Origin of the sequence: Streptomyces clavuligerus (assembly GCF_005519465.1) — a bacterium.
Taxonomy (GTDB): Bacteria; Actinomycetota; Actinomycetes; order Streptomycetales; family Streptomycetaceae; genus Streptomyces; species Streptomyces clavuligerus.
Genome location: NZ_CP027858.1, coordinates 4,567,233 through 4,589,175 on the forward strand (window position 1 = coordinate 4,567,233; position 21,943 = coordinate 4,589,175).

Consider the following 21,943-nt stretch of genomic DNA (forward strand, 5'->3'; position numbering starts at 1 on the left):
CGGCCCCGTCTCCTGGCCTGTGCCGTCCCCGGTCCGCTCGCTCGTGGACCCACCCCGCGCCTGGCTGCCCCCGCCCCGCCCCGGCCCTGCCGGGCTCGCGGACCGCCCGCAGGACCGCACCGCGCCGGGGGAGCTTTCCCGCCGTTCGCCCGGTGCGGGGCGGTGGGCGGGGTTCCGTCGGTCTTGACGGTGACGTACAGGCGTTCCCACTATGGCTCCCATCGCGCACCACCCATCGTGCACACCGTGACGACCGGGGGTTGAGGCATGGCCAGCAGACCCGGGGGGCCCGGAGCGTCCCGAGCGCCGGAGACACCGGCCCCGGCGCGCCGGGCGGACGTGCCGCCGGGCGCGCCCGACCCCCGCAGGGTGCCCGTGGTGATCATCGGCGCGGGGATCGTCGGGTGCGCGCTCGCCGATGAGCTGACCGCGCGCGGCTGGAGCGCGGTCACCGTCGTCGAGCAGGGACCGCTGCCCGCGCCCGGCGGTTCGACCTCGCACGCGCCCGGGCTGGTCTTCCAGCTCAACGCCTCGCGGACGATGGCCCGTCTGGCGGCGCGCACGGTCCGTGCGTTCAGCGGCCTCGGAGCCTTCCACCCGGTCGGCGGCGTGGAGATCGCCACCACGGAGGAACGTCTCGCCGACCTCCACCGCCGTGCCGGACTCGCCGCCTCCTGGGGGCTGCCCGCCGAGGTGGTGCCGCCCGCCCGGTGCCGGGAGCTGTGGCCGCTGCTCGCACCCGGTGCCGTGCTCGGTGGACTGCACACCCCCGGCGACGGGATCGCCGACGCCCTCACCGCCGCCACCCGCCACCGCGAACGCGCCGCCGCCCGGGGCGCCCGCTTCCTCGACCGGCACACCGTCACCGCCATCGAGCAGGAGAACGGCCACGTCAGCGCGGTCGTCACCGACCGGGGCTGCCTTCCCGCCGGACGGGTCGTCGCCGCCGCCGGGTTATGGGGCCCGGTCATCGGGGCGATGGCGGGCGTGACCGTCCCGCTGCTGCCGCTGGCCCACCAGTACGCCAGGACCGGCCAGCTGCCCCGCCCCCTCCCGCGCGGGCTGCCCATCCTGCGCCACCAGGAGAAGGACCTCTACGTCCGCGCCCACGACGGCGACACCCTCGGGATCGGCTCGTACGCCCACCGGGTGCTGCCCGTCGACCCCCGCGCCCTCCCGGCGTACGACGAGGCCCCCGTCATGCCCTCGTCGCTCCCCTTCACCCCCGAGGACTGGGCCCCGAGCTGGGACGAGGCCGTCTCCCTGCTGCCCGCGCTCGGCGGTACCGCCGTCGCCGACGCCTTCAACGGGGTCTTCTCCTTCACCCCCGATGGCATGCCCCTGCTCGGTGAGGCCCCCGAACTGGGCGGCTTCTGGCTCGCCGAAGCCGTGTGGGTCACCCACTCCGCCGGTGCCGCCGAAGCCCTCGCCCAGTGGATGACCGACGGCCACCCCGCGCTCGACCTCCATGAATGCGACATCGCCCGCTTCGACGAGGCCCAGCGCTCACCCGCCTACACCGCCGAACGCGGGGCGCGCGCCTTTGCCGAGGTCTATGACATCGTCCATCCGCTCGATCCCCCCAAGGCGCCGCGCCCGCTGCGGATCAGCCCGTTCCATCAGCGTCAGCGCGAACTCGGCGCCCACTTCCTGGAGGGCGGCGGCTGGGAACGGCCCCAGTGGTACGGGGCGAACGCGGCCCTCCTCGACGACCCGGACCTCTTCCCCGGCGGGGAGCGCCCGCCCGCGCGCGACACCTGGGCCGCCCGCCACTGGTCGCCCGTCGTCGCCGCCGAGGCCCGCGCCACCCGGGAGCGGGTCGCGCTCCACGACATGACCCCGCTGCGGCGGCTGGAGGTCACCGGCCCCGGAGCCCTCGCGTTCCTCCAGCGGATGACCACCAATCAGCTCGCCCGCCCGGTCGGCTCGGTGAGCTACACCCTCCTCCTGGACGAGCGCGCGGGCATCCGCTCCGACCTGACCGTCACCCGGCTCGGCGAGGACCGCTTCCAGCTCGGCGCCAACACCCCCGCCGACCTCGACTGGCTGCTGCGGCACGCCCCCGCCGCCGTCCAGATCCGGGACATCACCTCCGGCACCTGCTGTATCGGCGTCTGGGGTCCGCGCGCCCGCGCCCTGATCCAGCCGCTGACCCGGGACGACTTCTCGCACCGCGGCTTCGGCTACTTCAGGGCCCGGCGGACCCACCTCGGGGACGTGCCCGTCCTCGCGCTGCGCCTGAGCTATGTCGGCGAACTGGGCTGGGAGCTGTACACCACCCCCGACCTGGGGCTGCGGCTGTGGGACACCCTCTGGGAGGCCGGAGCGGCCCTGGGGCTGACCGCCGCCGGGCGCGGCGCCCTCGAATCGCTCCGGCTGGAGAAGGGCTACCGGGCCTGGGGCCGTGACATGACCACCGAGGACACCCCCTACGAGGCCGGTCTCGGCTTTGTGGTCCGCCCCGAGAAGGGCGACTTCACCGGCCGGAACGCGCTCGGCCCCCGGAACCCCGCCCGCCGGCTCACCTGTCTCACCCTGGACGACCCGGCCGCCGTCGTCCTCGGCAAGGAACCCGTCCACCTCCTCGGCGCCCCCGCCCCGGCGGGGCATGTCACCAGCGCCGCGTACGGCTACACCATCGGCCGCTGTGTCGCCTACGCCTGGCTGCCCGCGCTCCCCGTCGGCACCCCCGTCCATATCGCGTACTTCGGCGAGAAGATCCCCGCGACCGTCGCCGAGGAACCCCTCGTCGACCCCGAGATGACCCGTATCCGCAGCGCGGCGGGGTGAGAGAGACGGGAGGGACCCCCGCGATGCCCCCGATGCCCAGGACGGCCCGGACACCCGGCGCGGCCCGGACGGCTGGTGCGGCCCGGACGGCCCGGCGGAAAGCCGCCCACGATGTGATCGTGCTCGGGCTCGGCGGCATGGGCAGCGCCGCCGCCGCGCATCTCGCCGCCCGGGGCGCCCGCGTCCTCGGCCTGGAGAAACACGGCCCGGTGCACCGCCACGGCTCCAGCCACGGCGGCTCCCGGGTCACCCGCCAGTCCTACTTCGAGGACCCCGCCTATGTACCGCTGCTGCTGCGCGCCTATGAGCTGTACGAACAGGTCGAACGGGACACCGGGCGCGAGATCGCGCTGCTCTGCGGCGGGGTGATGGTCGGTACGCCCGCCTCCCGCACCGTGGCCGGAGCACGCCGTTCCGCCGAGGCGTGGGGGCTGCCGCACGAACTCCTCGACGCCCGTGAACTCCGCCGCCGCTTCCCCACCTTCACCCCCGCCGAGAACGAGATCGGCCTCTACGAGGCCCGCGCCGGACTGCTGCGGCCCGAGTCCACCGTCGCCGCCCATCTCCAGCTCGCCCTCCGCCACGGCGCCGAGCTGCACTTCCAGGAACCGGCCGTCCGCTGGGAGCCGTACCGCGACGGGGTACGGGTCCACACCCCCGAGGACACCTACACCGCCGGACACCTGGTGATCTGCCCCGGCGCCTGGGCCCCGCGGCTGCTCGCGGACCTCGGTGTCCCGATCCGGATCGAACGGCAGATCATGTACTGGTTCCAGCCGCGCGGTGGCACCGGGCCGTATGCGCCGGACCGCCATCCGATCTATGTCTGGGAGGACGCCGCCGGGGTCCAGGTCTACGGCTTCCCCGCCATCGACGGACCCGACGGCGGCGCGAAGGCCGCGTTCTTCCGGAGGAACGGCACCCCCTGCACCCCCGAGACGATCGACCGCACGGTCCACGAGCACGAGGTACGGGCCATGGCCCGGCAGCTCGACGGCTGTCTGCCGACCCTCCCCGGGACCCTGCTCAAGGCCGTCACCTGCATGTACTCGACCACCCCCGATGAGCACTTCGTCATCGCCCGCCATCCGGAGCACCCCGGGCACACCACGGTGGCCTGCGGTTTCTCCGGCCATGGGTTCAAGTTCGTCACCGTGGTGGGCGAGATCCTGGCCGATCTCGCCCTGGACGGCACCACCCGCCACCCCATCGCGCTCTTCGACCCCGGCCGCTTCGCCGCGCCCGCGCCCGCCTGAGGGAGACCGCCATGGCAGAACCGTCGAGACCCGGCACCACCAGCGCTTCCGGTATCACCGGTGCTTCACCCGGCGCTCCGGCACCCACCCCGGGCGGCAGTCTGATCGCCACCCTCCCCGGAGCCGCCTACAGCAGCCCGGAGATCTTCGCCCGCGAACAGGAGGCCGTCTTCGAGAACCTCTGGTGCTGCGTCCTGCGCTCCGCCGAACTCGCCGCCCCCGGCGACTTCCGCACCGTCACCGTCGGCCGGGAGAGCGTCCTCGTCCTCCGGAACACAGCGGGCGAGCTGCGCGCCTTCCTCAATGTGTGCAGCCATCGCGGCACCCGGCTGTGCGCCGGGGAGTCGGGCACGGTCCGCCGTACGCTGCGCTGCTCGTACCACGCGTGGAGCTACGACCTCGACGGGACGCTCGTCGCCGCCCCCAATCTGGCGAGAATGCCGGACCTCGACCGCACCGCCTACGGGCTGCGGCCGGTCGCGCTGCGGGAGTGGCTGGGCTACACCTGGCTCTGTCTCGCCGAGGAGCCGCCCTCCTTCGACGAGCACGTCCGGGGCGCGGCCACCGAACGGCTCGGCGACCCCGCCGCGATCGACCGCTACGACGCCGAGGGGCTGATGCTCGGCCACCGTGTCCGCTACGACGTGCGCGCCAACTGGAAGCTGCTGGTCGAGAACTTCATGGAGTGCTACCACTGTTCGACCATCCACCCCGAACTGGTCGCCGTGCTGCCGGAGTTCGGCGGGGGCTACGCGGCGCAGACCAAGGTCGGCCAGGGCGCCTCCTTCGCCGGGGCGGCGCGGGGCTTCACGGTCGACGGCGGTCCGGGCTTCGAGCGGCTTCCCGGCCTCGCCGAGGAGCAGGACCGCCGCTACTTCGCGATCACCGTCCGGCCCCAGGTCTTCATCAACCTGGTGCCCGACCATGTGATCCTGCACCGGATGTTCCCGCACGCGCACGACCGCACGGTCGTCGAGTGCGACTGGCTGTACGCGCCCGACGTGGTGGCGTCCGGCGCCGATCTCTCGCACTCCGTGGAGCTGTTCCACCGGGTCAACGAGCAGGACTTCGCCGTCTGCGAGCGGACCCAGCCGGGCATGGCGTCCCGCGCCTACCGGGCGGGCGGGGTGCTCGTCCCCGCCGAGCACCACATCGGGGAGTTCCACGCGTGGGTGACCCGGATGCTCGCCTGAGGGCGGCGGGACCGCCGGAGGGCCGGGGCTCAGCCCGGGGTGTTCACCATCGAGGCGGCGGCGTAGACCAGATAGTCCCAGAGCTGCTGCTCGTGCTCCGGGGACAGCTCCAGCTCGTCGACGGCGTCCCGCATGTGCTTCAGCCAGGCGTCGTGGGCGGCCCGGTCGACGGCGAAGGGCGCGTGCCGCATCCGCAGCCGGGGGTGGCCGCGCTCGTCGCTGTAGGTGCGGGGCCCGCCCCAGTACTGCATCAGGAAGAGCGCGAACCGTTCCTCGGCCGGTCCCAGGTCCTCCTCGGGGTACATGGCCCGCAGCAGTGGATCTCCGGCCACCCCCTGGTAGAAGCGGTGCACCAGCCGCCGGAAGGTGGGCTCCCCGCCGACCTGCTCGTAGAAGGTCTGCTCCTGAAGGCTGCCGCGCCGGATCTCATTCACCCGTCCATCGTCTCAGACGCCCCGGCCGAGGACCGAGGCCCTAGGACCCGCCGTGAAGGGCCCCTGGTCCCGGCGGAGCGGGGCCGGGCGCGGGATTCCGGCACGGGCGCGGGATTCCGGCACGGTGGGGTGTTCGCCCGCGCGGCCGCCGGTGCAGGACAGTGGAGGCATGGGGACGTACCTGGAGCCGTACGCCGAGCCCGCCACCGAGGCCCGGCGGGGCCTGGTGCGGCTGATGGCGGCGGGCGGCGGGCTCGGCGACCCGCTCTGGCGGCTCGCCTTCGAGGAGGTGCCCCGGCATCTCTTCGTCCCGTACTACTTCGTCCCGCAGACCCTGGACCGGACCGGTGACCAGGACGGTGATCCGCGCGCTGACCAGGGCGGTGACCAGGACGGTGACCGGCGCGGGGCGCGGACCGGGGGCCGGACCCCGGGATACGAACGGCTCTGGGGCGAGGACCCGGACCCGGTGCGGCGCGAGCGCTGGCTGAGAGGGGCGTACTACGACGGTCCGCTCGCCACCCGGGTGCGCGACGGGGAGCTGATCTCCTCCAGCAGTCAGCCCTCGCTCATGGCGCTGATGCTCGACGCGCTCCGGGTGCGGTACGGGGACACCGTGCTGGAGATCGGCACCGGCACCGGCTACAACGCCGCGCTGCTCTGCCACCGCCTCGGTGAGACGCTGATCACCACGGTCGACAGCGAACCGGAGATCGTGGACTCGGCGCGGGCCCATCTGGCCCGGGCGGGCTACCGGCCGGTGGCCGTCGTCGGCGACGGCGCGCGGGGCTGCCCGGAGCGGGCCCCGTTCGACCGGATCATCGCCACCTGCACCGTGCCGTACATCCCGTACGAGTGGCTGCCGCAGTGCCGCCCGGACGCGCTGATCGTCGCCCCGCTCTCCACCGGGCTGGTCGTGCTGCGGGTGCGCGGCGGACCGGGGGGCCGCGCCGCGGAGGGGCGTTTTCTGCGGACCCCGGCGTACTTCGTCCCGCTGCGGGGCCTGCCGTCCGCGCCGGAGCCCCGGCGGGGGCCGCTGCCCCGGCGCGCGATGCAGAACGATCTCTTCCGCTTCCTGCTGGAGCTCAGTTCGGGCGGGCTCGACCCGCATGAGGCGCTGTCGCTGTGGCGGCGGGAGCGCCGCTTGGACCGGGACCGCTTCGGGGTCACCGTGCGCGGGCGCCGCCAGTGGGCCTGGCTGGACGACCCCGCCGGTCCGTATGTGTGGCCGCTCGGCGGCCAGGACGACGAGCTGTGACCGGGACGACGAGCTGTGACCAGTGCGGTGGGCTGTGACCGGGACGACGAGCTGTGACCGGGGCGGTGAGCTGTGACCGGGGCGGCGGCGGGTCGTGCCGGGACGCAGCGCGGTGACCGGACGCGGACCGCCTCCGACGCGGACCGGCCCGGACCGGTGCGCGGGTTCCGTACGGACCCGCGCACCGGGCGCGCGGTGACTCAGTCGCGGCGGATCGTGATCGTCGTCCAGGCGCCGACATGCACCCGGTCGCCGTCGTTCAGCGGCACCGGGACATAGGGCTGGATCGGTTCCTCACCGCCGTTGAGCGTGGTGCCGTTGGTGGAGTTCTGGTCGATGACCGCCCAGCTCCCGTCCGCCTGCCGCATCAGCACGGCGTGCTTGTGCGAGACCCCCGGGTCCTCCGGCGGCACCGACAGGTCGATGTCGGGGGCCTCACCCGTGGACTGCCTGCGGCGGCCGATGGTGAGCTGGCCGCCGGAGAGCGGAACACTCTGCTCGGGGGCGTACGCGGGCAGGTTGAGACCGTCCGCGTCGGGGCCGCTGCGCTGCATCATCGCCGTGAAGTACGCGCGGTCCGGCCCGATGACGGCGGTCCACGTGCCGGGGGACGGATACCCGGGGGACGGGTGCCCGCCGGGCGCCGCCCCCGGGTCCCGGTGTCCGGGCTCCGGCTGCCCCGGGCCCTGGGGGAAGGGCGAGGAGGACTGCGCGGGCGGCGGCAGCATCCAGTCGTCCGTGGACGGCGGCTGCCGCTGCTGCGTGGGGGTGGACGAGGGCTGCTGGGCGAAGGCGCCGTGCGCGGCACCGGGGCCGTCCGGCGCGCCCGGACCGCCCGAGGGTGCCGCCGGGCCCTGCGGGAACGGGGAGGCCGGACCCGGCGGGAAGGGCGCCCGGCCCGGTTCCTCGCCGAGCACCTCGGCGGGCCGGTTGAGCTGCGAGGGCCGGGACGGGTGGTAGCCGAACGGGTCGGCACCGGCGCCCGGTCCGCCCGGCCCGGTGGGGCCGGAGCCGGGACCGCCGGGCGCGTTCGGACCGCTCAGGGGGTCCGGGTGGCCGACGGGGTCCGGGTAACCGGTGTGACCCGTGGGGCCCGCCTGGCCGATGGGGTCCCCGAAGCCTCCCGGGGCCGCCCCGGGAGCCCCCGGACCCTGCGGGCCGGGCGGCGGCGCCATCGGCCGCTGCGGCCCCGGCGGCGGAGGCGCGAGCGGCACCTGCGGCCCCGGCGGCCGGGTGAAGCCCGGCGGCAGATTCAATCCCGGTGACGGCGCCTGCGGGGCGGGCGCGATCGGTGTGTACGAGGTGGCGCGCTGCGTCAGGAAGTTGTACCGGCACTCCTCGCAGAACGGCGCCATCGCCTCACGCGGGGTACGGCACTGGGGGCACAGCTCCGCCTGCGCGGTGGGGTGCGGACCGCCGCCCGCCGCCGGGTGGCCGTAGCCGGGCCGCGGGGGAGGTGGTACGGCTCCGCCCTCGGCGGTTCGCGGAGCGCCGGGACCGGCCATGCGGTGGCCGCAGACCTCGCACCAGTCGTCGGCTCCCGACTGGTGTCCGTTCGGGCAGGTCGGCATGGAGGCGCTTCCCCCTCTCCTCGTCCGGCCCGAGGGCCGTGTCGTGTCGTGCGTCTCGTGCGTCGTCGTGTGCTGCTGGGTCCTGCTGTCCGCCGGTGCGGAGCGCGTCACACGGAACCGCTCGCACGGAACCGCCCACGCGGCCTCGGAGCACCGTCCGGCGGGACTACCCCGTGACGCGCACGGTCTTCGTGGAGCGCGTTTCGAGGGTCATCTCGTCGGCCTCGGTGACCTTGGCCTTCAGTCGCACAGTACCTGTCGCGGCATCGACCACGTCCACCACCTTCGAAAGCAGTTTCGCAGTGTCCTCGTTCCCGGAGGCCGCCGCGAGCTGCACCGCACGGCCCAGACGGGCCGTCGCGGCGGACACGTCGCCCAGCTTGCGGGCCTCCAGGCCGAGCTGGATGACCTGGGCCAGCTCCGCCTGCCCGGTGTAGTGGGCCACCTGCGGATCGATGGTGGTGGACCTGGCCGGGTCGTCCGTCCAGACCGCCAGGACCGGCCCCTGCGACAGCACCTCGGGGGCGCCCCCGCCCGGCGCCGGGACGACCAGCGAGACCCGGGCCGCCAGCATCTCCCGGCCGACCCCGGCCGCGGGGACCCGTACGCACAGGTGGTAGTCGCGCGACTCGTCGCCCCAGGAGCCCGTCGGGTAGTCCCCGGTCCGGGCGGCCGCCTCGGACCGCCGGGCGGTCAGGTCCTCCACGGTCGGCGCCACCTGCTTGACGAAACGGATCTCCGCTCCCATCGGCGTCCACAGCCGCAGGGACACATCCGCGACGCCCTTGCCCATGATCTTCTCGATCATCCCGGTGAAGTCGGCGGCGAGCCCGGCGGGATCGGCGACGATGTCCTGCGTGCCGAGCAGCGCCGAGGCGATCTGGGCGACCTCCTTGACCTCCCAGTCGGTGCCGACGCCCCGCGCGTCACAGGTGAAGCGCCCCGTCACCGCGGCCAGCGCGGACCGCAGCGCCTCGGGGCTCTCGTGCTCGTTGCGCCCGTCGGTGAGGAGGATGCCGTGCCGGATCTCGCTGCGGGCGGTGGACAGGAGCCGGTCCGCCAGCGTGAGCCAGGTGCCGATCGCGGTGCCGCCGTTGGGCCTCAGCTCCCGCAGCGCGGCCTTGGCGCGGGCGCGGTTGGTGGCGTCGGCGGTCGCGAGCCGTCTGCCGCCGGGGAAGACGTCGACGGCGTGATGGGTACCGGCGACCACCGCGAACTCCACGCCGTCGCGCAGGCTGTCGATCGCCGCCGCGGTGGCCTCCCGGGCGTGGTCCATCTTGGCCACCGGGTAGTTCATGGAGCCGGAGCAGTCCACCATGATCACCACGGCGGCGCCCGGGCCGCCGGAGCCGTCCTCCGGCGATCCGGCCGCGCCGGTCCCCAGCGGGGCGCCGCCGGTGGTGCCGCCGCCGGTGGAGGTGACCGTGACGATCGCGTTCACCTCCTGGCCGCCCTCGGGGAGGAACTTGTTCTGATACACGTCGACGGAGAACTGCGGCACCTGCGACTTGGCGAAATTGGCCATCTGCTGGACTCCTTGCGGGCTCCACTCGGGGTGGTCCGTACATCGGGCGGTACGCACGGCCGCACGGCGGCGGCCCCGCCCGGGGCCGGGCCCCGCGGCCGGTACCTGGTGCCGGGAGCCCGCCCCGTCGCGGGCTCCCGTGGTGCTTGCCTTGCTCGTTCCTCCCCGCCTCGTTCCGCTTCGTTCCGCCTCGCCGGTTTCTCTGGTTTCTTGGGTTTCCCGGGGCTGTTCCGGCTCTCCCGTCACACCGTCCCGGACGGCACCGCCACGGGGAACGGCAGCACCGCCACCGTGATGTTGTCGTGGCCGCCTCCGTCGAGGGCGTGGCCCACCAGGAGGCGCGCACTGTGCAACGGGCGGTTCGCGGCGTCGGGCGCGACGGCGCGGGCCATCGCCCGGGGGCTCTCGGCGTAGTTCCAGAGCCCGTCGGTGCAGACGACGACGACACCGGGCCGGTCCGGGGCGAACGTGGCGGTGTGCGGGTCGAGTTCGTAGGCGTCGGCGCCGAGCCAGCCGGTGATGGCGTGGGCGCGTTCGTCCGCGTACGCCTCCGCCTCGCTCATCAGGCCCGCGGCCACCATCTGGGCGGCCCACGAGTCGTCGTCGGTGAGCCGGGCGGGGTTCTGCGAGCGGTCGTCGGGCACCCAGTAGACACGGCTGTCGCCGACCCAGCCGACCACCAGGAGCCCGCCCGCGGAGATCGCGCCGACGATGGTGCACGCCGGGGCGTTCGACTGGTGGTGCGCCTCGGGGGCGCGCGGGTTCGCCGGGGTGTTCCCGGCGAGGTCGCTGACGGCCGCCGCGGCGGCGACGATCGCGTCCTGCATGGCCTGCTGCGGGTGGACCCCGCGCGGCAGCCGCTCCACGAGGAGTTCGTCCGCCGCCCGGGCGGCGGCCCGGGACGCCTCGTCGGGGCGGGACGCCGAGGACACCCCGTCGCAGACGATGGCGATGACGGCGGGGGAGCCGTCCGGGAGGGCCGTGGTGGAGACGGCGAAGGCGTCCTCGTTGCGGTGGTGGCGCAGGCCGCGGTCACTGACCGCCGCGACCGAGCTCAACTCCAGCTCCTGGTGGTCGCGCTCGGCGGGCCGGGCGTGCCCGCAGTTCCCGCAGTAGCCGTCGGCGCCGACCCGCCCGGCCCGGCACAGCACGCACACGGGCCCCACCACCGGAACCGGGGCCGTGGGCACCCCGTCCCCGTCCCGCGGATCACCGCCGGGAGTGGTCCGCCCGGGGTCCGGGTGCGCGGTCTGCGGTCCGGCGCCCGGCGGGGTGCCGTACGGCTGCCCCGGGGCGGGGCGCGCTGCCTGCGGTCCGCCGGGGGCCGACCGGTGATCGGGGGCCGGTCCGCCGGGGCCGGCTCCGGACGCCGCGCCTCCGGGGTCGCCGGTCTGCCCGGCGTCCGGGTGCGCGGTCTGTGCCATGGGCACCGTCCCCGGTTGCGGCGCCGCGGCCGGGGCCGTGGGCTGACCGGTCGTCACGGCACCGGCGGTGGGCCAGAGGGTGTGGTGATCCGCCTCCGGCCCGCCGGGTACGGCGCCCACGGTGCCGGGCGCGCCGTGGGGCGGCGCGGCGCCCGACTGCGGTGGTTCGGCCGGAGTGCTGTGGTGCCCGGCGTCCGGTCCGGGCGCGCCCGGCGGAGTGCCGTACGGCTGCCCCGGGGCCGCGACCGCGGGGTGGTGGCCCATCATCAGGGTGGGCTGATCGGGCCAGGGGCCGTCGGGAGGGGCGGGGAAGCCCGACAGTTCCCGCCCGCAGGCCCCGCAGTAGCGGTCGTTCTGCTCCAGCGGCTCCGCGCAGGCGGGGCACATCGGGCCGGCGTCGGGCCGGTGCATCTGCGGCGACATCAATCACACCCACGTCCGGGGGCGGTAGCGGTTGGCGCGCTCCACCAGGTTCATCCGCTCCTCGCCCCGCTGGGCGAGCCGGGCGAGTGCCCGGTAGGAGCGTTCCAGTCCGAAGCGCAGACCACGTTCGTCCAACTCGTGACCGAGCAGTGCGCTGGGCGCGGCGGGGGCACCGCCGGGCCCCGGCGCGCTCGGCCGGGCCGATACGGACGGCTGGGCTCCGGGACTTCCGGAGAGTACCCAGTCCAGCGCCGTCCCCAGTACCTCCGTGGCCAGTCGTTCACGGCGCACCGGGTCCAGTCCCGCCGCCTCCAACTCCGCGACCTGGGCCGCCGCGGCGGTCAGTTCGTCCAGAACCGGTTCACCGGCGACACGCAGCCGCAACCTCGCCCGGACGGCGGCGACCCGGGCGGCCGTGGCGTGGACGGACAGCTCCGGAACCGACTCCAGGACGCGCACCGTCCCCGCGCGGTCGCCCTCCGCGAGCCGCACCCGGGCCAGTCCGAAGGCCGCGCTCACATGGCCGGGATCGGTCGTCCACACCAGCCGGTAGTACGCGTCCGCGTCGTCCGGGTGGCCCAGCACCTCCGCGCACAGGCCGAGCGCCAGCTTGGGCGCGGGCTCCCCGGGGAACACGTCGTACACGGCGTCGAAGGACCGCGCCGCCGTCCCGGGGTCACCGCCGACCAGCGCGACCAGCCCCCGCGACCAGACCGTCCGCCAGTCGTCCGCCCCGTCCGTCCCATCGGCCCCGCCGGTCCCGCCCGCTCCGCCGGTCCCGTCCGTCCCGCCGTTCATGGGGGACCCGGGCGCCTCCAGCGCCATCAGCACCGCCCCGGCCCCCGCCGTATCGCCCAGCTCCAGCAGCGCGCGCAGCTCCCGCAGCCGGGTCTCGGGGGACGGCGTGGGCACCGAGCGCAGTGCGGCGATCAGTTCGGAGGGTGCCGACGCGGGCAGCCCCGCCAGAAAACCCGCGTGGGGGTCGTCCGGGGAGACCCGGGGGACGGGCAGGGCGAGCGCTGCCGCGCCGACGTCCACCGGGGCGATCGCCGAGCCGAGCCGGGCCGCTGTGCTCAGGGACTCCGCCGCGTTCCGGGCCTCCGCCGCCCGGAGCTGTGCCGTGCGCCGCTCCCGCCGGGTGACCGCGCGCGAACCCAGCCGTGACACCTCGTCGGGCGGCGCGTCGAACACCTCCGTGCCGACCACCCGGACCTCCGGGCCGAAGAGCGTCGACAGCGCCGGACGCGGAGTGCCCGTCCGCAGCGCGACGACCTCCCGCAGTACCCCCGTCAACTGCTCCGCCATCTCCGCGGCCGAGGAGAACCGCCGCGCCGGATCCGGGTCCGTGGCCCGTACCAGCAGCCGGTAGAACGACTCGTACGTCCGGAACACCGCGATGTGCTCCGGGGACGGCAGCGAGTCCGCGAACACCGTGGTGTAGCCCTGGAAGTCGAAGGTCAGCACCGCCAGCGTCCGTGCGACGGTGTACAGGTCCGAGGCGACGGACGGGCCGGTCACGGCGACCTCCGGCGCCTGGTAGCCCACCGTGCCGTAGATCGCGCCCTCCTGGTCGTCCATCCGCCGGACCGCGCCCAGGTCGATGAGTTTGAGCTGATCCTGCTGCTGGATGGCGTTGTCGATCTTGAAGTCGCAGTACACCAGGCCCCGGCTGTGCAGATGGCCCAGCGCGTCCAGCGCCTCGATGCCGTAGGCGCACGCCTGCTCCACCGGCAGCGGATCGCGGCGCCCGGAGGCGTCCCGCCGGTCGTCCGCCAGCTCCTTCAGGGACTTGCCGCCGACGTACTCCATGACGATGTAGCCGTCGAGCGAGCCGGTCCGCTCGTCGAGGTGCTCGACGAAGTTGTATATGCGGACGATGTTGGCGTGCTCGATCTCGGCGAGGAAGCGGCGCTCGGCGATCGCCGCCGCCATCGCGTCCTCGTCCCCCCGGTCCAGCAGGCCCTTGAGCACCACCCAGCGCTCCGACACGGCGTGGTCCACGGCGAGATAGATCCAGCCGAGACCGCCGTGGGCGAGACAGCCCACCACCTCGTACTGATCGCGCACCACGTCCCCGGCGGCCAGCTTGGGGGCGAACGAGTACGGATGGCCGCAGGAGGTGCAGAACCCCTCCGTGCGCCCCGCGTGCCCACCGCGCGCCCGCCCCACGGGGGCGCCGCACTCGCCCCGCGAGCAGAACCGCCTGCGCTCGGGCACCTCCGGGTGCTCCAGCACCGCCGCGCGCGGATCGGGGCGCGGCACCCCGGGCACGGAGACCAGCCCCGCGCCCAGCCTGCCCCGCCCGGACGGACCGGAGGAGCCGGACGGACCGGACGACGAGCCCGAGCCCCGGGAGGACACCGCGCGGCCCGAGGCCGAACCGGACCGGGACCGGGGCAGCCGCCCCGCGCCCGGCAAAGCCCCCGGCGGCGCCGAACGCACCGTCGGCTCCGACAGCTCCGGGGGGCCCGCCTCCGCCACGGGCGCCAGCCCGCAGACATCGCAGTAGAGCCCGCCGCCCGCGGCCCCCATGGCCCCCACGTCTTCGTAGCGCCCCTCGCAGCCGGGCCGCAGACAGGGCTCGCCGCTCACTGCCGCCCCCTCGCGTCCACCGGACCGGGACCGGGTTCCCGGCCGCCCAGCACGTCGGCCAGCGCCCACTGATAGCGCAGCACCGCCTGCTCGGCCGCGCGCAGGTCGCACGGCGCGCTCCACAGCATCCGGCGCGCCTGGTCGTACCGCTCGACCAGCAGCGGATCCCCGTCGCACCCGTGGCGGACCGCCTTCGCCCGGTACGCGTCCAGCCGGCCCCGCAGCTCCGCCCGGACGGCGAGCGGCGCGGTCACCGCCGTCAGCGACTCCCGGGCCCGCAGCAGCTCACTCTCGGCCTCCTGCTCCAGCGCCTCCAACAGCGGCGAGAGCCGGTGCCACCGGGCCCCTCTGCGGTACTCCGCCGCCAGCGCCAGCCGCTCCTGGAGCGCCGTCGGCGGACCGCTGACCACCGGCACCTCCGAGGCGGCGATCTTCGCCAGCACCTCGCCCCGCGCGTTCCGCGCCTCCGCCAGGGTGCGGTCCGCGCGGGAGAGGACGTCCCGCAGCCGCAGCAGCCGCTGCTCGGAGTCCTGCCGGACCTGGAGCACGGCCTCGACCTCCCGCCGGATCTCGTCCAGGGCCCGGGCCGCGATGTCGTAGCGCTCGGTGTCGGGACGGCCGCCGCCGGGGGCCGAACTGCCCGGCGCCGGACGCCAGAAGGCCAGCGGATCGGAGATCACCTGGGCGCGCAGACCGGTCAGCTCCCGGGTGATCTCCTCCAGCTCGTCCCCGGCGGGGTGCTCCCCCGGCCGCACCCCGGCCGCGTGCGCCAGCGACCGCGTCCGCTGGAGCTCCGCCGCGAGCAGGTCGATCCGCGCGGGCAGCGCCGACCAGACCGCGTCCGCCGTCACCACGACGTCCAGCGAGGCGGCGTACAGCTCGTTCATCCGCTCCACCAGCTCGTGGAGGGTGAACTCCTCGGTGAGCCGCGACGGTCCGCCGGCCGCGAGCCCGATACGGCCCGGCGGTGCCGCCACCACCACCCGGCGGCCCAGCAGCCGGTCCGTCAGCTCCACCAGGTCGTCCCGGCCGGGCCAGCGGTGGCGCGCCCGGACCTCGCGCAGCCCGGTGAGCGCGTCGGTGTACGCGTCGAAGAGGTCCCACAGCCGGGAGACCGACTCCTCCGTGGTGACCCAGCGGTCCCGGGTGACCCCGGTCAGCTCGGCCCCCTCCAGCAGCCTGCGGCCCGCGTGGTCCTGGAGGGCGAGCAGCGAGGTCTCGACCGCCTCGTGCTCCGCGCCGAGGCGGGCCAGCGCGCGATCCACCTCGTCCCGGTCCATCGTCCGCCCCGGGACCTTCGCGCCGGACCCGGAGGCCGCTTCCGCGACGCCCATCGATCACCTCTCCCGTAGGTGGTACTTGGCTTCGGGCGGCTCGGTCACCCCGGGCAGATCCTCGGCCAGCCAGTCCTGGTACGCCTTCAGCCAGCGCCCGTCCTCCCGGTACTCCTCCAGCACCTTGTTGACCCGGCGCACCAGGTCGTCCTTGCCGGGCGCGGCGGCCACACCGTAGTACTCGACCTTCTTGAAGCGCGGCCCCTTCAGTTCGACCGTGGGGTCTTGGGCGGCCTGCCCGGCCGCCAGCGCGCTGTCCGTGACCACCGCGTCGGCCAGGCCCTCCTGGACCCGCACCAGACAGTCGAGCTGATTGGGGACGGTGAGGATGTCCTCGTCGGCGGCGGTGCCGTCGCCCGGGTCCCGGAAGATCGCGCCGTACGCGTTCTCCTCCAGCGCGTCGAAGGCCGTCGAGCCCTCCGCCGTGCACACCTTCTTGCCCTTCAGGGAGGCGTCATGGCCGGTGATCTTCGACTGCCGGGGCGCGAGTACCTGCTGCCCGGTCTCGAAGTATGCCGTGGAGAACGCCACTTCCCTGGCCCGTTTGCAGGTGATCGTCATGGTGCGGACGACGAGGTCGAGCTTGCCCTCCTGCAGCAGGGGCGCGCGCTGGTCGGTGGAGACGGCACGGAAGACGACCGTGCCGTCCTTGTCGAGCAGATCCTCCGCGATGGCGCGGGCGAGGTCGATGTCGAAGCCCATGAGATCGCCGGTCGCCGGGTCGCGATAGCCCCAGCGGTAGCTGTTCTGATCCACGCCGACGATCAGCTTGCGGCGCTTCTGGATCTCCCGGACCGAGGGGCCGTCGGCGGCCGAGGGAGTCAGGGAGCGCTCGGGCTCGGTGCAGTCGTCCGCCGCGACCGACGTCACCGGGGGGCGCTCCCCGGCGCGGCCCCCGGTGCCACCGGACCCCGCGCCCTGGGTGAGCGGGAGCAGCACGGCCGCCGAGGTCAGCGCGCAGACGGCCGCCGCGGCCGACAGGGCCGGTCCGCCCCAGCCGCGTGCCGCCGCCCATCTCCCGGCATCCCTCCGGGACCGGGGCGGGGCCCCGGTGTTCCTCGCTGTCATCGCCCGCCCTCTCCCGTGCTCGCCGCCGCCCGTCCGCGTGCCCCCGCCGTCCGCTGAGGACCCGCGCTGTTCCGCGGCGTCATCGGTACTCCGCCAGCCTGCGGTTGAGGCCGAGGACCGCACCCGCCGCGCCCAGGACGGCGAGGAGCGCGGCCCCCGCGGGCAGCGGGTCCAGGCTGTCCCGCCCGGACTCGGCGGCCCGGGTGAACTCCCGCTGCTCATGGCCGATGGCTTCCTCCAGCGCCCTGTCCAGCCGGTCGAAGATCCCCTGGCTGGTGTCGTCGCCGCCGATGACCTTCCGCAGTGCCCCCTTGTAGTCCCCGGCCTGCTCCGCCCGGCTCACCTCGCCGTGGCGGACCTCCCAGGCGCCGGCGTTCGTCCCGGCGGTCTTCAACGGGGTCCGGCCCGCGGTGTCGTCGGCCAGCTCCACCGCTCTGCTCAGCCGCTCCTTGAACCGGCTCATCCCCCGGTCGAACTCCGTCGCGTACTGGTCCCGTCCCTCCTCGTCGGTGAGGGTGGCGCCCCGGGCCACGAGGGCGAGATTCTCCTGGGCCCGTGCCTTCAGCGCGTGTATGCGCGCGTCGGTGAGGACCTGGAGGGAGTCCTGGCCCTTCTCCTTGGCCTCCCCGAGCCCGGCGACGGCCATGCCGTGGGCGCCGGCCAGCCAGAGCAGCAGGGCCGCCGCGGCGGCGGTCGAGGCGAGCAGACCGGGGTTGACCACGCGGTTGGTGCGGTGGCGCAGCCGCCACTGGGCCCAGCCGAGCGCCCCGAGCGCCAGCACCCCGGCCGTCAGCGCCACCACGGGCCAGAACCGGGCCTCGCGGTCGTCCTCGCCGAGCCGGGCGGCCTCCTCCCGGTACAGCCGCTCGGCGGCGGGCAGCAGCATCCGCGTCATCTGGTCGTTGGCGAAGCGCAGATACGCCCCGCCGAGCGGCAGCCCCTGCCGGTTGTAGGTGCGGGCGGTCTCGATCCGGCCCCGGTACAGCGGCAGTTCCCTGTTGAGCCGGGTGATCTGGGCGGCCGCCGCGTCGGAATCCCCCATGTGCGACGCGGCCGTGATCAGCAGGGTGGAGGCGTGCGCGATCCGGTCCTCGTACTCCTTGCGCACCGTGGGGGGTTCCTCGTCCGACTCGGCGAGGAAGGCGCTGGAGGCGGCGGTGTCGGCGGCGGCCAGGGAGTGGTACAGCTCGCCCGCCCGCGCGCTCAGCGGCTGGCTGCGGCTGACGACGTCGTCGGCGGCCCGGGCCCGGTCGGTGACGTCCAGCGCGGTCGCGGCGCCGAACGCGAGCACGAGCGCCGCGAGGGCGGCCCCGATGATCCGCAGCCGTCCGGGCTCCGTCGTGGCCATGGCCCGCAGCCGCCCCCGGGCCTCGGTGAGCGCGGTGCGGCCGGCGGGCGGGCGGCCCGCAGGGCCCTCCGCGGACGCGGGCCGTCCGCGCACGGCCTCCTGAAGTCGTGTCATCTGACCTCCCCCTCGGTCGCTGACGGCGGCCCACTGCCCGGCGGGTCGGGGGAGTGGCCACCTGGCCAGCAGTATGGCCAAGAAGGCCGGAACGCACAGCCCGATTGCCACGATCTTGAACGGGCGTGGACACCGCCGGACCTGTGCGGCACCGCCGCCGTGCCGTGAGCGCGGCGCCGCATGCCGCGGCCCCGCGCCGCGCCTCCCCCGTTCCTCCCCGTAGTCCCCCCGCCGTCTCCCCGTTCTGTCCCCTTCATGAATACGTTCCGGCACCCGGACTGGTTCCCGGCCACGCCACCGGTTCCGCGCGCGGATGCGTGTCCCGGCGGGCCCGACTCCGTTGCCCCGTAACGGATTTCCCGACTCCGGCCCCCGGACCAGGCCCGGCCCCGGTCCGCGACCGCCTGCCGGGCCCCGGTCCGTGCCGGTGCCCGGGGTGCTCCGGTGCGGGCCGGGGGCCACGATCCGGCCGGGGACGGGTGGACGGCCCCCGGCCGCGGGGGGTCTTCCGGCACGCACCCGTCCGGCCCGAACGCCTCGTGCGGCCGGAGTCCCCCGTCCGTCCCGAGCGGTCCGGTACGGGCCCGGCAGGCGGCCGGGTGCGCTGCCTCCGCCGGGTCCGCGCGCCGGGCGCGGATTCCGGCGGGCCCGACTCCGCGGCTCGGGCCCGCGTTCCAGCCTCGTCCGCCTGGTGCGGCCCGGCGCGGGTCCGGCACGAGGCAGGCGCGGGCGCCGGGCCAGGACACCGGCCCCGGCCCCGGCCCACGGAACCGGCGGCGCCCTGTCGGTTCCGTGGGCCGGGCGGGGTGCCGCGCTGATCCGGCCGGGACGGGTGGACGGGCCGCAGCCGCGGGGGTCTTTTGGCACGCGCCCGTCCGGCGGTGCGGTTGGAGCCCCCCGTCCGTCCCGAGCGGTCCGGTACGGGCTCGGCAGGCGGCCGGGTGCCCTGCCTCCGCCGGGTCCGCGCGCCGGGTGCGGGCGGGGTGCGGATTCCGGCGGGCCCGACTCCACGGCTCGGGCCCCGTCCCGGCCCCCCGCCTGGTGCGGCCGGGCGGGCTGTCTCTGCCGTTCCGGGGCCTGTGGCCCCGGCCCACGGAGCGGCGGCGCTCTGTCGGTTCCCCGGTGCGCCGGATGCGTATCGCTGCCGCAGCCGGGCCCGTGCCCCGGTGCGGGCACGGGGGCTGCCTCGGCCGACGGGCCGCAGTCGCCGGGGTCTTCCGGCACGTGCCCGTCCGCCTGTGCGGGTGGAGCCCCCGTCCATCCCGTGCGGCTGGGCGGGCTGTTTCTGCCGTTCCGGGGCCGGGGCACAGGTCGTGGCCCCGGCCCACGGAGCGGCGGCGCCCCGTCAGTTCCCCGGTCCGCCGGAGGTGTAGTGCTCCCGCAGCCGGGCGCGTGCCTCGGCGGGTGCGCCGGTGTGGTCGAAGCCGAGCAGGGCGGCGCCGAGCACCGGGGGAGCGGTGACCACCTGGGGCAGCGCCTTCGGGGCCTTCGCCGCCAGCAGGGTGGTGATGTGCCCGTCCAGCTCCGGGTGGCGGGCCGCCAGCACACTCCCGCCGAGGAGCACCGGAACCTCCTCGTCCAGCAGCCCCAGCCGGGTCAGCGCCACGGTGGCCATCGCCACGACCTCCTGCCCCAGCCGCCGCACCAGATAGCGGGCGACCGGGTCCCCCGCCGCGCTGGTCGCGAAGAGCACCGGAGTGGCCTCGTGGGTACGTTCGGCCGGGATGCGCCCCCGGTGCAGGGCCTCGATCAGGGCGGGCATCGACTCCACGCCGTAGTGCTCCGGCAGCGTCCGGGCGAGCGCCGTCGGCTCGCCCCGGCCGTCCTCGGCCCGTGCCGCGTACCAGAGGGCCTCCTCGGCCATCCCCAGACCGCCGCCCCAGTCGCCGGACATCTTCCCGATCGCGGGGAACCGGGCCGTCCGCCCGTCCGGCAGCATGCCCGCGCAGTTGATGCCCGCGCCGCACACCACCGCCACTCCGCGGGGCTCGTCCAGACCCGCCCGCAGCACCGCGAAGGTGTCATTGCGGACGGTGACCGAACGGGCCCAGCCCCGGGTGCCCAGGGCCGCGCTCAACTCCTCCTCCTCCACCGGGAGGTCGGCGTTGGCGAGACACGCGGAGACATGGGCGACGGAGTCCGTCGCGGCACCGCGTTCCCGGGCGGCGGCGAACGCCTGCTCCACGGTGGCGGCGAGCCGGTCGACGGCCGGCTCGATGCCCTCCCTCGGCGGATGGAAGCCGTGGTGCCCCCGGACGGCGGCGAGGACGGAGCCGTCGGGACCGACCACGGCCACGTCGGTCTTGCTGTTGCCCGCGTCGATGGCGAGGACGGAAGCGCTCAGGCCCACGCGAGATGCTCCCGGTTGTGCGCGACGAGCTGGTCGGTCAGTGCCTCGGCGTACTCGTACTGACCGATCAGCGGATGCGACAGCAGCGCCGCGAAGACCCGCTCGCGCCCGCCCTTGAGGGCCGCCTCCAGTGCCAGGTCCTCGTACGCCGTGACCTGGGCGATCAGCCCCGCGAACAGCGGGTCGACCCGCTCCACGGGCAGCGGCGCCGCGCCCGCGTTGCCCACCGCCGCCTGGACCTCGATGACGGCGTCGTCGGGGAGGAACGGCAGGGTGCCGCCGTTGCGGGTGTTGACCACCTGGTACGGGCTGCCGCCCCCGCCGAGCAGCGCGGCGGCGAGGTCGACGGCCGCCTCCGAGTAGAAGGCGCCACCCCGCTTGGCCAGCAGCTCCGGCTTGGTGTCCAGGGTGGGGTCTGCGTACATCGCGAGGAGTTCCTTCTCCATCGCGGCGACCTCGGCGGCCCGGGACGGCTTGGTCCGCAGCTCCCGGACGACCTCGTCGTGCGCGTAGAAGTAGCGCAGATAGTACGAGGGGACCACGCCGAGCCGGTCGAGGAGCTGCCTCGGCAGCCCGAGGTCCGAGGCGAGGGACTCGCCGTGCTCCGCGATCAGCCCGGGGAGGCGGTCGGCGCCCTCGGGGCCGCCGATCCGGACCCCGGTCTCCCAGGTGAGATGGTTCAGCCCCACATGGTCGAGGTGGACCTGCGCCGGGTCCACGTCGAGCAGCCGAGCGAACCGCCGCTGGAAGCCGATGGCCACATTGCACAGCCCGACGGCCTTGTGCCCGGCCTGGAGCAGCGCCCGGGTCACGATCCCCACCGGGTTGGTGAAGTCGATGATCCAGGCGTTCGGGTTGGACCGGCGGACGCGTTCGGCGATGTCCAGGACGACGGGGACGGTGCGCAGCGCCTTGGCGAGCCCGCCCGCGCCGGTGGTCTCCTGGCCGACGCAGCCGCACTCCAGCGGCCAGGTCTCGTCCTGGAGCCGGGCGGCCTGTCCGCCGACCCGCAGCTGGAGCAGGACCGCGTCGGCGTCGGCGACCCCCGCGTCCACGTCGGAGGTGGTGACGACGGTGCCGCTGTGGCCCTGCTTGGCGAAGATCCGCCGGGCCAGCCCGCCGACCAGGTCGAGCCGGTCGGCCGCCGGGTCGATGAGAACCAGCTCGCTGATGGGGAGGGTGTCCCTCAATCGGGCGAAGCCGTCGATCAACTCGGGGGTATAGGTGGAGCCGCCACCCACGACTGCGAGCTTCATTTCTTTT

Annotated in this window: 14 protein-coding genes; 4 read left to right on the forward strand and 10 right to left on the reverse strand. The window is 75.2% G+C overall.

The annotated features are described in order from the left end of the window. Positions 1–267: 267 nt before the first annotated feature. From CRV15_RS19240 to CRV15_RS19250, 3 genes are read left to right on the forward strand one after another with little or no spacing between them, the layout of a single operon-like run. A complete protein-coding gene (locus CRV15_RS19240) occupies positions 268–2,790 on the forward strand; it encodes a GcvT family protein (protein ID WP_003960511.1) in 2,523 nt (840 codons plus the stop codon). Positions 2,791–2,813: 23 nt separating this feature from the next. Next, positions 2,814–4,046 (forward strand): N-methyl-L-tryptophan oxidase, encoded by a 1,233-nt coding sequence (gene solA / locus CRV15_RS19245; RefSeq protein WP_009996232.1) that lies wholly within the window; start codon positions 2,814–2,816, stop codon positions 4,044–4,046. A gap of 11 nt (positions 4,047–4,057) precedes the next feature. After that, positions 4,058–5,239 carry an aromatic ring-hydroxylating oxygenase subunit alpha gene (locus CRV15_RS19250; RefSeq protein WP_003960509.1) on the forward strand — a complete coding sequence of 394 codons (1,182 nt, stop codon included), beginning with the start codon at positions 4,058–4,060 and terminating at the stop codon, positions 5,237–5,239. A 29-nt stretch (positions 5,240–5,268) separates the two neighbouring features. Here the strand turns inward: CRV15_RS19250 and CRV15_RS19255 are convergent, their stop codons facing one another. Further along, complete coding sequence (locus tag CRV15_RS19255; protein ID WP_003955788.1) at positions 5,269–5,673, reverse strand: globin; 405 nt, start codon at positions 5,671–5,673, stop codon at positions 5,269–5,271. Between the two features lie 169 nt (positions 5,674–5,842). Here CRV15_RS19255 and CRV15_RS19260 point away from each other — a divergent pair, with 169 nt between their 5' ends. Next, positions 5,843–6,931, forward strand: coding sequence for a methyltransferase domain-containing protein (locus CRV15_RS19260; RefSeq protein ID WP_009996231.1), 1,089 nt, complete (start codon positions 5,843–5,845; stop codon positions 6,929–6,931). 200 nt (positions 6,932–7,131) lie between these two features. Here CRV15_RS19260 and CRV15_RS19265 read toward each other — a convergent pair whose 3' ends face one another. The 9 genes from CRV15_RS19265 to CRV15_RS19305 all read right to left on the reverse strand — a co-directional run bounded on the left by CRV15_RS19265 (position 7,132) and on the right by CRV15_RS19305 (position 21,936). Beyond that, entirely contained in the window at positions 7,132–8,502 is a 1,371-nt protein-coding gene (locus CRV15_RS19265; RefSeq protein ID WP_009996230.1) for an FHA domain-containing protein, read from the reverse strand. 166 nt (positions 8,503–8,668) lie between these two features. Further along, complete coding sequence (locus CRV15_RS19270) at positions 8,669–10,027, reverse strand: vWA domain-containing protein (RefSeq protein WP_003955791.1); 1,359 nt, start codon at positions 10,025–10,027, stop codon at positions 8,669–8,671. 242 nt (positions 10,028–10,269) lie between these two features. Next, a complete protein-coding gene (locus CRV15_RS19275; RefSeq protein WP_003960505.1) occupies positions 10,270–11,874 on the reverse strand; it encodes a protein phosphatase 2C domain-containing protein in 1,605 nt (534 codons plus the stop codon). A gap of 3 nt (positions 11,875–11,877) precedes the next feature. Continuing rightward, on the reverse strand, positions 11,878–14,466 hold the full coding sequence (locus CRV15_RS19280) for a serine/threonine-protein kinase (RefSeq protein WP_003960504.1): 2,589 nt from the start codon (positions 14,464–14,466) through the stop codon (positions 11,878–11,880). Beyond that, positions 14,463–15,800 (reverse strand): hypothetical protein, encoded by a 1,338-nt coding sequence (locus tag CRV15_RS19285; protein WP_003960503.1) that lies wholly within the window; start codon positions 15,798–15,800, stop codon positions 14,463–14,465. The genes CRV15_RS19280 and CRV15_RS19285 overlap by 4 nt, the downstream gene beginning before the upstream one ends. Positions 15,801–15,803: 3 nt before the next feature. Further along, positions 15,804–16,868 carry a glutamate ABC transporter substrate-binding protein gene (locus tag CRV15_RS19290; protein WP_003960502.1) on the reverse strand — a complete coding sequence of 355 codons (1,065 nt, stop codon included), beginning with the start codon at positions 16,866–16,868 and terminating at the stop codon, positions 15,804–15,806. 79 nt (positions 16,869–16,947) lie between these two features. Then, positions 16,948–18,330: a hypothetical protein gene (locus tag CRV15_RS19295; protein WP_003960501.1), complete on the reverse strand. Its 1,383-nt coding sequence runs from the start codon at positions 18,328–18,330 to the stop codon at positions 16,948–16,950. A 1,345-nt stretch (positions 18,331–19,675) separates the two neighbouring features. Then, positions 19,676–20,680 (reverse strand): N-acetylglucosamine kinase, encoded by a 1,005-nt coding sequence (locus CRV15_RS19300; protein WP_003960500.1) that lies wholly within the window; start codon positions 20,678–20,680, stop codon positions 19,676–19,678. Next, entirely contained in the window at positions 20,671–21,936 is a 1,266-nt protein-coding gene (locus CRV15_RS19305) for a 6-phospho-beta-glucosidase (RefSeq protein ID WP_003958926.1), read from the reverse strand. The genes CRV15_RS19300 and CRV15_RS19305 overlap by 10 nt, the downstream gene beginning before the upstream one ends. Positions 21,937–21,943 lie beyond the last annotated feature (7 nt).

Coding starts and splice junctions, on each gene's coding strand:
- CRV15_RS19240 (WP_003960511.1), top strand. CDS start 268: ATGGCCAGCAGACCCGGGGGGCCCGGAGCGTCCCGAGCGCCGGAGACA.
- solA (WP_009996232.1), top strand. CDS start 2,814: ATGCCCCCGATGCCCAGGACGGCCCGGACACCCGGCGCGGCCCGGACG.
- CRV15_RS19250 (WP_003960509.1), top strand. CDS start 4,058: ATGGCAGAACCGTCGAGACCCGGCACCACCAGCGCTTCCGGTATCACC.
- CRV15_RS19260 (WP_009996231.1), top strand. CDS start 5,843: ATGGGGACGTACCTGGAGCCGTACGCCGAGCCCGCCACCGAGGCCCGG.
- CRV15_RS19265 (WP_009996230.1), bottom strand. CDS start 8,502: ATGCCGACCTGCCCGAACGGACACCAGTCGGGAGCCGACGACTGGTGC.
- CRV15_RS19270 (WP_003955791.1), bottom strand. CDS start 10,027: ATGGCCAATTTCGCCAAGTCGCAGGTGCCGCAGTTCTCCGTCGACGTG.
- CRV15_RS19275 (WP_003960505.1), bottom strand. CDS start 11,874: ATGTCGCCGCAGATGCACCGGCCCGACGCCGGCCCGATGTGCCCCGCC.
- CRV15_RS19285 (WP_003960503.1), bottom strand. CDS start 15,800: ATGGGCGTCGCGGAAGCGGCCTCCGGGTCCGGCGCGAAGGTCCCGGGG.
- CRV15_RS19290 (WP_003960502.1), bottom strand. CDS start 16,868: ATGACAGCGAGGAACACCGGGGCCCCGCCCCGGTCCCGGAGGGATGCC.
- CRV15_RS19295 (WP_003960501.1), bottom strand. CDS start 18,330: ATGACACGACTTCAGGAGGCCGTGCGCGGACGGCCCGCGTCCGCGGAG.
- CRV15_RS19305 (WP_003958926.1), bottom strand. CDS start 21,936: ATGAAGCTCGCAGTCGTGGGTGGCGGCTCCACCTATACCCCCGAGTTG.